This is a genomic window from Rhodovulum sp. YNF3179 (genome assembly GCF_050586465.1).
Classification (GTDB): domain Bacteria; phylum Pseudomonadota; class Alphaproteobacteria; order Rhodobacterales; family Rhodobacteraceae; genus CAJXYS01.
On the sequence record NZ_JBOCEG010000002.1, the window covers coordinates 355,844 to 368,464 of the forward strand.

Genomic DNA, 12,621 nt, shown 5'->3' on the forward strand with positions numbered 1-12,621 from the left:
ATGCGGCGACGGCCGGGCCGGGGTGTTTGCACTTGGCATTCCGCGTGGCTTCGCGTTAAGACACCGCCCAACGACGCGGAGGCCGGCGTGAGCAACACAGACAGTTTCATCGACGAAGTCACCGAAGAGGTCCGGCGCGACCGGCTGTTCCGGCTGTTCCGCCGCTATGGCTGGATCGCCCTGGTGGTGGTCCTCGCCGTGGTGGGCGGCGCGGCCTGGAACGAGTATTCCAAGGCCCGCGACCGGGCCGAGGCGCAGGCCACCGGCGATGCGCTGCGCGCAGCGCTCGGGGCGGCCGACCCGGCAGCCCGGGCAGAGGCGCTGGCCGGGATCGCGGTCGCCGACGGCGCCGCCGCCGCGCTGGCGGATTTCCTGCGCGCCGACAACCTGATCGCGGCCGGAGAGGACCCCGCCGCCGCGGAGCTTCTGGCCGCCATCGCCGCGCGGCAGGACGTCCCGCCGGTCTATCGCAGCCTGGCCGAGCTGAAATCGGCGATCCTGTCTGCCGGGACGATGGCGCCGGCCGAACGGCTGGCGGTGCTCGACCGGCTGGCGCAGCCCGGCGCGCCCTTCCGCGCCATCGCGCTGGAACAGAAGGCCCTGGCGCATCTCGAAGCGGGTGAGCGCGACGCCGCGGTCGCGGCGCTGCGGGCCATTCTGGACTCGCCCCAGGCAACGCCGGGCTTGCGTCAGCGCGCGACACAGATGATGGTGACCCTGGGCGAGGACCCCAGGGCCACGTGAGACGGGCCCGGCCAGGCGACAGAGGGAGGCAGGAGCAGTGAAGCTGACACGATTTGCCGCAACGGCGATCCTGCTGGCCACGCTGGCGGCCTGCGGCGAGGACGAGGTGATCCTGCCGGGCGAGCGCATCGACGTGCGCGACACGGTCGACGGTCTCGAGACCCGCGCGGAGGCGGAAAACCGCGCCGCGCCGATCCGCCTGGCGGCGCCGGTCAATCACGGCGTCTGGCCGACGACGAATGGCAGCACGCGCCACCGCATCACGCATCCCGCGCTGAACTGGCCGCTCGCCCCCGCCTGGTCCGCCGGCATCGGCGCGGGCGAGGATCGCAAGCACCGTATCACCGCGACGCCGGTCGCGGCCGACGGGCGCATCTTCACGCTGGACTCGCGCGCGACCGTCGCCGCGCACGGCACCGATGGTGCGCGGCTCTGGGCGCGCGACCTGACGCCGGCCTCGGACCGGGCCGACGACGCCTCGGGCGGGGCGGTGACGCTGGCCGCGGGGCGGCTCTTCGTCAGCACCGGCTTCGGCGATCTCTTCGCGCTCGACCCGGCCAGCGGCGCAACCGACTGGGTGCAGCGCCTGCCGGCGCCGATCACCGGGCCGGTGACGGTCGCGGGCGACCGGCTCTATGCCGTCTCGCGCGACGGGCGCGGCTGGGCGATCGACGTCGCGAACGGGCGCATTCGCTGGGAAATCACCGACGCGGCGGCGCCGGCCGTGGTGACCGGCGGCGCCAGCCCGGTCGTCTCGGACCGGCTGGTCATCTTTCCTTTCGGCACGGGCGACCTGGTCGCCACGCTTCGCAATTCGGGCCTGCGTGTCTGGCGCGCGGCGGTTTCGGGCCAGCGCGTCGGCATCGCCCGCGGCGGTATCTCGGACGTGACGGGCGACCCGGTCCTGCAGGGTAATACGCTCTATGCCGGGAATTACTCGGGCCAGACGGCGGCGCATGACGCCACCAGCGGCGATCGGCTCTGGTCCGCGCCCGATGGCGCGGTCGGCCCGGTCTGGCCTGCGGGCGGGTCGCTGTTCCTGGTCTCCGACGACAGCGAACTCGTGCGGCTCGACGCGCGGACGGGCGAGCGGATCTGGGGCGCGGCGCTGCCGGACGTCGTCAGGGGCAACCGTCCGACGCGGCGCTGGAAGGACGTCTACGCCCATTACGGACCGGTGCTGGCCGGCGGCCGCGTGGTCGTCGCCTCGAGCGACGGTCTGCTCCGCAGCTTCGACCCGGAATCGGGCGCGTTGCTGGAAACGGTCGACCTGCCCGGCGGCGCGACCACCGCGCCGATCGTCGTCAACGGACGGCTCTACGTCGTCAGCCAGCGGGGCCAACTGCACGCTTTCCAATGATCGCGAAAGGGTGTAGGGCGGCGGGTCTCGACAGTTTCGCAGCCGGTATCACGCCATGACCTTCTCGCTCGCCATCGTGGGGCGGCCCAATGTGGGCAAGTCCACGCTGTTCAACCGCCTGGTCGGCAAGCGCCTGGCGCTGGTCGACGACCAGCCCGGCGTGACCCGCGACCTGCGCGAGGGCGAGGCGCGGCTCGGCGACCTGCGGTTCATCGCCATCGACACCGCCGGGCTCGAGGATGCCAAGGACGAGAGCTTGCCGGGCCGGATGCGCCGCCTGACCGAGCAGGCGGTGGAATCCGCGGATGCCTGTCTCTTCCTGGTGGATGCCCGCGCGGGCATCCTGCCCGACGACCAGACCTTCGCCGATATCCTGCGCCGCAAGGCCCGCCACGTGATCCTCGCCGCCAACAAGGCCGAGGGAAACGCGGGCGAGTCGGGCTTCCTCGAGGCCTACAGCCTCGGGCTGGGCGAGCCGATCCGGCTCTCGGCGGAGCATGGCGAGGGGCTGGGGGAGTTGCTCGAGGCCCTGAGCCCCATCGCCGACGAGGTCGACGCCACCGCGGAGATCCCCGCGACGGGGGTGGCCGTGGACGACGAAGACGGGGCGGCGCAGGCGGGCACGCCCATGCCCACCGAGGCGCGGCCGTTGCAGGTCGCCGTGATCGGCCGGCCCAACGCCGGCAAGTCGACGCTGGTGAACCGAATTCTCGGCGAGGACCGCCTTCTGACCGGCCCCGAGGCGGGCATCACCCGTGACGCGATCTCGATCCGCACCGCGTGGGACGGCACGCCGGTGCGCCTCTTCGATACCGCCGGCATGCGCAAGCGCGCCAAGGTGCAGGACAAGCTGGAAAAGCTTTCGGTGGCCGATGGCCTGCGCGCGGTGCGCTTCGCCGAGGTGGTGGTGGTCCTGCTGGATGCGGAAAAACCCTTCGAGACACAGGATCTGCGGATCGCCGACCTGGCCGAGCGCGAGGGCCGCGCCGTGGTGCTCGCGGTCAACAAGTGGGACCTGGAGCCGGCCAAGCAGAAACGGCTGTCGGACCTGCGCGAGGAATTCGAGCGGCTTTTGCCGCAGCTGCGCGGGGCGCCGCTGGTGACGGTCTCGGCCAAGACCGGCAAGGGGCTCGACCGGCTGCATGCCGCCGTGATGAAAGCCTATGACATCTGGAACCGGCGCGTTCCGACGGCGGTGCTGAACCGCTGGCTGGCCGAGATGACCGAGGCGCATCCGCCCCCGGCGCCGGGGGGGCGGCGCATCCGGCTGCGCTACATGACCCAGGTCAAGACCCGGCCGCCGGGCTTCGTCGTGATGTGCTCGCATCCCAAGGAGCTGCCGGAAAGCTATCGCCGCTACCTGGTGAACGGGCTGCGCGAGCATTTCGACATGGCCGGGACGCCGATCCGGCTGACCTTCCGGAGCCAGGCCGACAAGAACCCCTACAAGGGGCGCCGGAAATCGACGCCCTCGCGGCTGCGCAAGCATCTCGACAAGTAGGGCGCGCGCCGCATCAGCGGATGGCGCTGTCGCTCAGCGCCATGACGATATCGGCGGAAATCCGGTCCATGAAGGTGAAGAGCGGGAAAGTCCTGTCCGTCGGGATCGCGCTGTAGCGAAACCCGGCCGGGCAGTTCATCGCCAGCATCCCGTTCACGGGGCTGATCCTGCGCACCTCGCCGGCGACGATGCTTTCGGCACGGTCGGGCCGTCCGTCGAAATCGTCGTCATAAAGCCACTGGGTATCGAGCGCGCGCAGCCGCCCGTCGCCGTCGCCGTCGCAGCCGTTCAGGATATAGAGATCGAAGGCACCGTCGGCGTTGCGGTCCACGAACTGGTGCGTGGCCAGGAAGAAGGTGGTGGATCCGTCCATGACGGTATCGGCGCAGGGACCGCAGTTGAAGACCAGCCAATAGGGCGCCGCGTGTCCGCCGGCCCGGAAGAACACCCCGAATTCCAGCGTCAGCCGGTCCAACCCCTCGCTGTGGTAGATGAAGAAATCGGCCGCCCCGTTCCCGTCCTTGTCGAGCAGGAAGAGCCGCGGATATTCCGTGAAGGTGTCGGTGCGCGCGGTGGCGATCTGCCGGTTGAAGCGATGCTCGCGCAGGATCGCCTCCGCGACCTGCTTGATCGCGAGATAGGTCTCCCAGCGGGTCTCCGGCGCGAAGGGCCAGGCGGCCTCGACGGTCCGGTCGGCCTTGCGCGAAAGCGGGGTGCCCTCTTCCGCCGCACCCGGCGCGAGGCCGAGCAGCAGCCCCAGAACCGCCCCCGCGAGGGCGCGGACGGCGCGGCGTGGCGCAAGGGGTCCTCCGGCAATCATGGGGAAAGGTTAACCTCACCCCGACGGCGACACGTTGATCTGGCTCAATGCGGCGTCGGGCCGGCGGCGCCCCCGGTCAGGAGAGCGCCCGGACGATTTCCGCGAAATCCGCCGCCTTGAGAGAGGCGCCGCCGACGAGCCCGCCATCCACGTTGGAGACGGCGCCGATCTCGGCGGCGTTGCCCGGTTTCATCGACCCGCCATAGAGGATGCGGACCGAGCGGCCGACACCTTCGCCGAAGCGGCGTTCGAGCGCGGTGCGGATGAAATCATGCACCTCGCCGATATCGGTCAGCGTCGGCGTGCGGCCGGTGCCGATGGCCCAGACCGGTTCATAGGCAATGACGAGGTTCTCGCCGGTGGCCGCGTCGGGCACCGAGCCGGCAAGCTGACCGCCGACGATCTCCAGCGTGTTGAGCGCATCGCGCTCGGCTTCGGTTTCGCCGACGCAGACGATGGCGGTCAGCCCCGCGTCCCAGGCGGCCAGGGTCTGCGCGCGCACCGCGGCATCGGTCTCGGCATGGTCCTGGCGGCGTTCGGAATGGCCGACGATGACATGGGTGGCGCCGGCATCCACCAGCATCGCGGCCGAGACATCCCCGGTATGGGCGCCGTTCGCCGCGCTGTGGCAGGTCTGGCCGCCCACGGCGACCGGGCCGCCGTCGCAGCGGGCGGCCATGCGGTGCAGCAGCGTCGCGGGCGGGCAGATCACGATCTCGCAGCCGGGATCGGGCACGGCGTCGCCGAGCGCGTCGATCTCGTCCAGATCGGCGCTGGTGCCGTTCATCTTCCAGTTGCCGGCGGCCATCTTGCGGCGCATCGCATCCTCCCGTTCCGTGCTGCGTCGTCCCGACCGATAGCGCAAACGGCCGGCCGGGAAAACGGGGCATTTCGGGGGATCAGCCCTGCTGCGACAGTTCCTCGACGTCGCGGAACTTGATCGACTCGCCGCAGCCGCAGGCCTCGGAGACGTTGGGATTGTTGAAGCGGAACCCGGACTCCAGCAACCCGGTCTCGTAGTCGATCTCGGTGCCGAACAGGAACATCTGCGCCATCGGCGCGATCAGCACCCGCGCGCCGTCCTGTTCGACGACCTCGTCGTTGGCGTCGATCTCGTCGACGTAGTCCATGGTGTATTCCATGCCGGCGCAACCGCCCTTCTTGACGCCGATGCGCAGGCCTTTCTTGCCGGATTTCTCCATCAGACCGGTGATCTGGGAGACGGCGCGGTCGGTCAGGGTGACCGCCTGCTTGCCGGGGATGCCGAACATGGGATGCTCCTTTGTCGTCTGGAGCGAAGATAAGCGCCCGCGCGCCATGTCTCAAGGCCGGGGCGGCCCGGATCACATGAAGCCGAGTTCCAGCCGTGCCTCGTCGGACATCATGTCCATGCCCCAGGGCGGGTCCCAGGTGATCTCGACATTCACGGTCTTGACCCCGGGCAGGGGTTCGATGGCCTCCGCCACCCAGCCCGGCATGTCCTGGGCCACCGGGCAGCCCGGCGCGGTCAGGGTCATGATGACCTCGATCTCGTTCTCGTCGCTGATTTCGATCGTGTAGATGAGACCGAGATCGTAGATGTTGACCGGGATTTCCGGGTCGAAGACAGACCGGCAGGCCGCGACGACATCCTCGTAGAGCGGATGATCGGTCGTCGAGGGCTTGATGAGCGGCGTGCCCTCGAGCATTTCGGAGGTTTCTGCGGACATGGCTCTCCTCGCATTTCCGAGCAAAGATATAAGGATTAGGAGAGGCCCCGTCCAGTGCGGGCTTCCCCTCGGCCCCGCGCTGGTCTAGGAGACCGGCCATGACCGCGCGCTTCACCTTCGACCTGCAGGCCACCGACGGGGCGGCCCGGACCGGCGTGATCTCGACGCCGAGGGGCGAGATCCGCACCCCGGCCTTCATGCCGGTGGGCACGGCCGCCACGGTAAAGGCCATGCTGCCCGAGAACGTCCGCGCCACCGGGGCCGACATCCTGCTTGGCAACACATACCACCTGATGCTGCGCCCCACGGCAGAGCGGATCTCGCGGCTGGGCGGGTTGCACCGCTTCATGAACTGGGACCGGCCGATCCTGACCGACTCGGGCGGGTTCCAGGTGATGAGCCTGGCGGAGTTGCGCAAGCTGACCGAGCAGGGCGTGCGCTTCAAGTCGCATATCGACGGCTCCACGCACGACCTGACGCCCGAGCGGTCGATGGAAATTCAGCGGCTTCTCGGCTCCGACATCGTCATGTGTTTCGACGAATGCCCCGCGCTGCCGGCCGACCGCACCCGCATCGCCGAGTCGATGCAGCTGTCGATGCGCTGGGCGGCGCGCTCGCGCGAGGCCTTCGGGGACCGGCCCGGCCACGCGCTCTTCGGCATCCAGCAGGGCGGGCTTGAGCGCGATTTCCGCGAGGAAAGCGCCGCCGCGTTGACCGAGATCGGCTTCGACGGCTACGCGATCGGCGGGCTGGCCGTGGGCGAGGGGCAGGCGGCGATGTTCGGCGTGCTCGACCACGCGCCGGGCATGCTGCCGGCCGACAAACCCCGCTACCTGATGGGGGTCGGCAAGCCCGACGACATCGTCGGCGCGGTGGCGCGCGGCGTGGACATGTTCGATTGCGTGCTGCCGTCGCGGTCGGGGCGGACGGGCCAGGCCTTTACCCGGCACGGCCAGGTCAACCTGAAGAACGCGCGCCACCAGGACGACCCGCGCCCGCTGGACGAGGCCTGCAGCTGCCCCGCCTGCCGCAACTACAGCCGCGCCTATCTGCATCATGTCTTCAAGGCCGGCGAGATCATCAGCGCGATGCTGCTGACCTGGCACAATCTGCATTACTACCAGGAGCTGATGCAGGGTCTGCGCGACGCCGTCGCGGCGGGCCGGCTGGCGGAGTTCCAGGCCGGCTTCCACGCCGCCCGGGCCGAGGGCGACATCCCGCCTCTCTGAGCGCGCTCAGGCGCCGCTGGGCCGGGCGGGCCCGGCCGGCGCGGGGCCGGCAGCGGTCTTTTCCAGGATACGCTTCACCTCGCGGTGGAACTGGCCGGTGACCGAGTGATCCCGGGTGCCGTTCAGCCGCGCCGCGATGCAGTCGGCCTGGTCGCCGATCATGTCGTCGAACCACATCATCAGGGCCATGCGCAGATGCATCTCGCTCCGGTCGAGGCCGATCATAACCTCGGTCCCGCCATCCGGCTTCCCGGACAGGGTGATGTCGTAGACCCCTTCGGAGAAGTCCGCGTTCGTGGCGCTGGCCTCGCAGACGAAATAGTAGCGGCAGTGCCAGGGGGCGTTCTTTTCGAAGAAGGTGATGGTCTGGCGCTCGTAATAGCCGTGACCGAGCGCGAACCGGGCGTGCACCGTGTCCGGTTCCTGCGGGTCGCGGTCGACGGATTCGAGCGTGCCGCTCCAGTGGCTGCGTTCGTGGCCGACATCCGGGACCACGGTGCGCCAGACCTTTTCCGGGTCGGCCTTCACCGGGAAGGCGACACGCCCGTTGGACGCGAACCAGGCCGGGATCCGATCCGAGAAGCTGCCGTAGAGCCCGAGATGGATCGCGACATAAAGCAGGAAGAGCCCGATCGCGGCATAGCCGGTCTGCCACATCAGCGCGACCAGCGGGTCGGGCAGGACCAGCGTCAGCGCGGCCTGGATGAACGCCGCCAGGCCGATGCATTCGACCACCGGGCGCAGCGTCGGCGACGCGGCGACGATGAAGGCGTTGACCGAGGTGGTGAAGCCCAGGATCAGGGTGATCAGGGTCAGCCGTTCCAGCGGGCCGAGCCCTTCCAGGATCGACAGGCCGCCTGGCTGGGCGCGATCCGCGGTCAGAATCGCCAGCACGAGCAGCGCCGACCCGAAGAGAATCCGACGTCTCTGCCTGTATACGCGCCTCAGCATGTGCTGTCTCCTTGGTCCGTGATTTCGGCCGTCTGGTATGGGTCTCGCCCCTAACTGGCCCTTCTGTCTGACGAAATTTGGGCAGTATTGAGGAATTCGCGGCCCGGTCCCGCCGCGACGGGTGCCACCGCTTGCCTCCGGTGGGGTGGGCGGGCAAGATGCCTGGACCGAGTCAGACCGGTCCGGCTTGACGCCCCGTCGCGCCGGACCCACTTATGGTCCATAACCGGAGGGGGCCGAGGCTGCTGGAGAAGCCGGGGCCGGCGTTCCCTGCCTAGACCAAGGAAACACCATGCAAGAAACCATGAGCACCCATCCCGTCCTGCCGCTGCGCGACATCGTGGTCTTCCCCCACATGATCGTGCCGCTCTTCGTGGGGCGCGAGAAGTCGGTCAAGGCGCTGGAAGAGGTGATGAAGGATGACAAGCAGATCCTTCTGTCCAGCCAGATCGACCCCGCGGTCGACGATCCGGCCGAGGACGGGATCTACCGCGTCGGCGTGCTGGCGAACGTGCTGCAGCTGCTGAAACTGCCCGACGGCACCGTCAAGGTCCTGGTCGAGGGCCGCGAGCGCGTCGAGATCACCGAGTTCGTCGAGAACCCCGAGTTCTTCGAGGCCAGCACCCGCCCGCTCGAGGAAGTGCAGGGCGACGAGGCCACCGTCGAGGCGCTGGTCCGCTCGGTCGCGACCGAGTTCGAACGCTATGCCAAGATGAAGAAGAACGTGCCCGAAGAGGCGCTGACGGCGGTGTCCGAGACCCGCAACCCGGCAAAGATGGCCGACACCGTGTCGGGGCATCTGGGTGTCGAGGTCGACCAGAAGCAGGAGCTGCTGGAAACGCTCTCCGTCGCCGAGCGGCTGGAGAAGGTCTACGGGCTGATGCAGTCCGAGATGTCGGTCCTGCAGGTCGAGAAGAAGATCAAGAGCCGCGTCAAGAGCCAGATGGAGCGCACCCAGCGCGAGTACTACCTGAATGAGCAGATGAAGGCCATTCAGAAGGAGCTGGGCGACGGCGAGGACGGCCAGAACGAGATCGACGAGCTTGAAGAGCGCATCAACGCGACCAAGCTCAGCAAGGAGGCCAAGGAAAAGGCCGAGGCGGAGCTGAAGAAGCTGCGCAACATGAGCCCGATGTCGGCCGAGGCCACCGTCGTGCGCAACTACCTAGACTGGATGCTGTCGATCCCGTGGGGCAAGAAATCCCGCGTGAAGAAGGATCTCGGCCGTGCCGAGGAGATCCTCGACAACGACCATTACGGCCTCGAGAAGGTCAAGGAACGCATCGTCGAGTATCTCGCGGTGCAGCAGCGCTCCAAGAAACTGAAGGGGCCGATCCTCTGCCTCGTCGGCCCGCCGGGCGTGGGCAAGACGTCGCTCGGCCAGTCGGTGGCGAAGGCCACGGGACGCGAGTTCATCCGCATCTCGCTGGGCGGCGTGCGTGACGAGTCCGAGATCCGCGGCCACCGCCGGACCTATATCGGCTCGATGCCGGGCAAGATCATCCAGGCCATGAAGAAGGCCAAGACGACCAACCCGCTGATCCTGCTCGACGAGATCGACAAGATGGGCCAGGACTTCCGCGGTGACCCGGCCAGCGCCATGCTCGAGGTGCTCGACCCCGAGCAGAACGCGACCTTCGCCGACCATTACCTGGAAGTGGAATACGACCTCTCCAACGTGATGTTCATCACGACGGCGAACTCCTACAACATGCCGGGGCCGCTCCTGGACCGGATGGAGATCATCACGCTCGCCGGCTACACCGAGGACGAGAAGATCGAGATCGCCAAGCGCCACCTGGTGCCGAAGCAGCTGAAGGGGCACGGGCTCAAGAAGGACGAGTTCGAGCTTACCGACGCCGCGCTCAAGGAGGTGATCCGCACCTACACACGCGAGGCGGGCGTGCGGAACCTCGAGCGCGAGATCGCGAAACTCGCCCGGAAGGCCGTGACCGAGATCGTCCGCAAGCGCGCCGCGCAGGTCGTGGTCACGCCGGACAACCTCGAGGATTTCCTCGGGGTGAAGCGGTTCCGCTACGGCCTGGCCGAGAAGGAGGACCAGATCGGCGTCACCACCGGGCTCGCCTGGACGAGCGTGGGCGGCGACCTGCTGTCCATCGAGGCGCTGAAGCTGCCGGGCAAGGGCCGGATGAAGACCACCGGCAAGCTGGGCGACGTGATGAAGGAGTCGATCGACGCGGCGTCGAGCTTCGTGCGGTCGATGGCGCCCTCGATCGGGGTCAAGCCGCCGCTTTTCGAGACGATGGACATCCACGTCCACGTCCCGGAGGGCGCGACGCCCAAGGATGGCCCCTCGGCCGGGGTGGCGATGGTCACCTCGATCGTGTCGGTGCTCACGCAGATCCCGGTCCGCAAGGACATCGCCATGACCGGCGAGGTCACGCTGCGCGGCAACGTGCTGGCCATCGGCGGGCTCAAGGAAAAGCTTCTCGCCGCCCTTCGCGGGGGAATCACCACGGTGCTGATCCCCGAGGAGAACGAGAAGGACCTGCGCGACATTCCCGACAACGTGAAAGAGGGGCTGACGATCATCCCGGTCTCGAACGTCCGCGAGGTCCTGGCGCATGCGCTGGTGCGCGAGCCCGAGCCGATCGAGTGGGACGAGGCCGCCGAGGAAGCCGCCGCGGCGCAGGCCCGGCTCGAGAAGGCCGGCGAGGCGCCGGGCGCGACAACGCACTAGGCGCGCCGCGTCGCCCGGACAGGCAAGAAAAAGGGGCGCATCCCGCGGGATGCGCCCCTTTCATGTTCGCAAGAACCGTGTGCGGATCAGTCGGCGCCGGCGATCGCCGCACCGATCAGGATGATGGCCAGCAGCGGAACCAGGATGCCGCCGTCGGACGTCGCGGTGTCCTCGACGATGACTTCCGGCTCCATCACGGGCTCGGCCATGTTGCCGGCGGTCGCTGCGGTGGCGGACAGGGCGAAGGCGCAAGCGCCGGCTGCGATCAGTTTCTTCATGTCTATTTCCATCAATGGTTGGTGTATGCGCATACGGAGTGAGAATCGCGGGGCGTCCTTGCGGCGTCAACGTTTTTTTGGCGTTCTTTGACCGAGACGGCCCAAGCGCGCTCTTTTTGCAATGGTTCGGGGGGCGTGCCGGGCGGGCGGCGCGCCCGGCATGTGTCTGCCGCCGCGGCGCGGCCGCGAAGCCCCCCGTGGCGGCGCCCGGGTCTTTTCGATATGCTGACCCGCGGGCCGAAGGCCCAAGTTTAGAAAATGGGAGGACAGGAGAGCCAATGGCCAGCCACGAAACGTCCGCTCCCGCGGACCCGACCGACAGCGGCGGCGCGGATGCGCCCGGGGACACGACCGTGACCCAGCTCGAGCCCGCGCGCGCGGCCTCGCGCACCGCGGCCGCGTCCCGTGCCCGTGCGGCCTCGCGCAAGGCCGCCGAGGCCGCGGCGAAAGGCAAGCGCGCCAAAACGGCCACCGTCGCCCGGGCACAGGCACGCAAGACACTCGACCGGGACACGCTGCGCGCCGATGTCGCCGCGGCAACCGGGCTCGACCCGGCCGAGACCGCGCGCGTCGTCGATGCCACGCTCCGGGCCATGCATGACGCCATGGCCACGGGGCACGACCTCGATCTGCCGCCCTTCGGAAAACTGCGGATCGTGAAGACCAAGCCGGGCGCCCGGGGCCCGGTCGTCGTCTGCCGCGTGAAGCTCGGCGCGGGCGGTGCGGCTTCGGGGCAGGACCCCCTTGCGAAGCCCGCGGAGTAGCGATAAATACCGCCGGCATGGGTGATTAGCTCAGTGGTAGAGCGCTTCGTTCACATCGAAGATGTCGGGAGTTCGAATCTCTCATCACCCACCATTTCCCGCCGATCCGACCGGAACCGCCGCATCCTGCGCGATCCGTCTTGCCGGCCGGGTCCCGGCTGGGATAGAACCCGGCCCGGAGGGTGATTAGCTCAGCTGGTAGAGCGCTTCGTTTACACCGAAGATGTCGGGAGTTCGAGTCTCTCATCACCCACCAGCGCCCCTCGTGCGGGCCCTGTTCCGGGCGGGTGGAAAGGGCGCCGAAAAAGGCGTTCTTCGCGCTTGACGCAGACCGCGGGTCGACATAGAACGCACTCCACGTTGGGCACCGCCCGATGGCAGTCTGCGGTTGTAGCTCAGTTGGTTAGAGTGCCGGCCTGTCACGCCGGAGGTCGCGGGTTCGAGCCCCGTCAACCGCGCCACTGCCCGAGGAACGTCCCGCCGATACGCGGTTGTAGCTCAGTTGGTTAGAGTGCCGGCCTGTCACGCCGGAGGTCGCGGGTTCGAGCCCCGTCAACCGCGCCA

At 68.7% G+C, this 12,621-nt stretch carries 12 protein-coding genes and 4 tRNA genes; 10 read left to right on the forward strand and 6 right to left on the reverse strand.

Going from position 1 to position 12,621, the window contains the following annotated elements; all coding sequences use genetic code 11:
• Positions 1–87 precede the first annotated feature (87 nt).
• Genes ACQ5SP_RS04640 through der form a run of 3 tightly spaced genes read left to right on the forward strand, consistent with a single transcriptional unit; the run spans position 88 to position 3,605 of the window.
• Positions 88–744, forward strand: coding sequence for a tetratricopeptide repeat protein (locus tag ACQ5SP_RS04640; RefSeq protein WP_430936930.1), 657 nt, complete (start codon positions 88–90; stop codon positions 742–744).
• Positions 745–781: 37 nt separating this feature from the next.
• Positions 782–2,104: a PQQ-binding-like beta-propeller repeat protein gene (locus tag ACQ5SP_RS04645; protein ID WP_430936932.1), complete on the forward strand. Its 1,323-nt coding sequence runs from the start codon at positions 782–784 to the stop codon at positions 2,102–2,104.
• A gap of 55 nt (positions 2,105–2,159) precedes the next feature.
• Positions 2,160–3,605, forward strand: coding sequence for a ribosome biogenesis GTPase Der (der, locus tag ACQ5SP_RS04650; RefSeq protein ID WP_430936934.1), 1,446 nt, complete (start codon positions 2,160–2,162; stop codon positions 3,603–3,605).
• Positions 3,606–3,618: 13 nt separating this feature from the next.
• On the opposite strand, the gene ACQ5SP_RS04655 is transcribed toward der, so the two are convergent.
• The 4 genes from ACQ5SP_RS04655 to ACQ5SP_RS04670 form a co-directional block, all read right to left on the reverse strand.
• A complete protein-coding gene (locus tag ACQ5SP_RS04655) occupies positions 3,619–4,425 on the reverse strand; it encodes a hypothetical protein (RefSeq protein ID WP_430936936.1) in 807 nt (268 codons plus the stop codon).
• A 76-nt stretch (positions 4,426–4,501) separates the two neighbouring features.
• A complete protein-coding gene (tpiA, locus tag ACQ5SP_RS04660) occupies positions 4,502–5,245 on the reverse strand; it encodes a triose-phosphate isomerase (RefSeq protein WP_430936938.1) in 744 nt (247 codons plus the stop codon).
• Between the two features lie 79 nt (positions 5,246–5,324).
• Positions 5,325–5,696 carry a HesB/IscA family protein gene (locus ACQ5SP_RS04665; RefSeq protein ID WP_430936940.1) on the reverse strand — a complete coding sequence of 124 codons (372 nt, stop codon included), beginning with the start codon at positions 5,694–5,696 and terminating at the stop codon, positions 5,325–5,327.
• Between the two features lie 72 nt (positions 5,697–5,768).
• Positions 5,769–6,134 carry an SUF system Fe-S cluster assembly protein gene (locus ACQ5SP_RS04670; RefSeq protein WP_430936942.1) on the reverse strand — a complete coding sequence of 122 codons (366 nt, stop codon included), beginning with the start codon at positions 6,132–6,134 and terminating at the stop codon, positions 5,769–5,771.
• Between the two features lie 98 nt (positions 6,135–6,232).
• On the opposite strand from ACQ5SP_RS04670, the gene tgt reads away from it, so the two are divergent.
• Positions 6,233–7,363, forward strand: a complete 1,131-nt coding sequence (tgt, locus tag ACQ5SP_RS04675; protein WP_430936944.1) for a tRNA guanosine(34) transglycosylase Tgt — start codon at positions 6,233–6,235, stop codon at positions 7,361–7,363.
• A 6-nt stretch (positions 7,364–7,369) separates the two neighbouring features.
• On the opposite strand, the gene ACQ5SP_RS04680 is transcribed toward tgt, so the two are convergent.
• The gene (locus ACQ5SP_RS04680; RefSeq protein WP_430936946.1) at positions 7,370–8,314 is read right to left on the reverse strand and encodes a hypothetical protein; all 945 of its coding nucleotides are present in this window, start codon (positions 8,312–8,314) and stop codon (positions 7,370–7,372) included.
• Between the two features lie 292 nt (positions 8,315–8,606).
• On the opposite strand from ACQ5SP_RS04680, the gene lon reads away from it, so the two are divergent.
• Positions 8,607–11,015 (forward strand): endopeptidase La, encoded by a 2,409-nt coding sequence (lon, locus tag ACQ5SP_RS04685; RefSeq protein WP_430936948.1) that lies wholly within the window; start codon positions 8,607–8,609, stop codon positions 11,013–11,015.
• Positions 11,016–11,101: 86 nt separating this feature from the next.
• On the opposite strand, the gene ACQ5SP_RS04690 is transcribed toward lon, so the two are convergent.
• A complete protein-coding gene (locus ACQ5SP_RS04690) occupies positions 11,102–11,293 on the reverse strand; it encodes a hypothetical protein (protein ID WP_430936950.1) in 192 nt (63 codons plus the stop codon).
• Between the two features lie 278 nt (positions 11,294–11,571).
• Between ACQ5SP_RS04690 and ACQ5SP_RS04695 the strand changes: the two genes are divergently transcribed.
• The 5 genes from ACQ5SP_RS04695 to ACQ5SP_RS04715 all read left to right on the forward strand — a co-directional run bounded on the left by ACQ5SP_RS04695 (position 11,572) and on the right by ACQ5SP_RS04715 (position 12,621).
• Positions 11,572–12,057, forward strand: coding sequence for an HU family DNA-binding protein (locus tag ACQ5SP_RS04695; RefSeq protein ID WP_430936952.1), 486 nt, complete (start codon positions 11,572–11,574; stop codon positions 12,055–12,057).
• A gap of 19 nt (positions 12,058–12,076) precedes the next feature.
• Positions 12,077–12,151 (forward strand) — tRNA-Val (locus ACQ5SP_RS04700).
• Between the two features lie 86 nt (positions 12,152–12,237).
• Positions 12,238–12,313 (forward strand) — tRNA-Val (locus ACQ5SP_RS04705).
• Positions 12,314–12,441: 128 nt separating this feature from the next.
• A tRNA-Asp gene (locus tag ACQ5SP_RS04710) sits at positions 12,442–12,518 on the forward strand.
• Between the two features lie 26 nt (positions 12,519–12,544).
• Positions 12,545–12,621: transfer RNA gene (locus ACQ5SP_RS04715), tRNA-Asp, on the forward strand.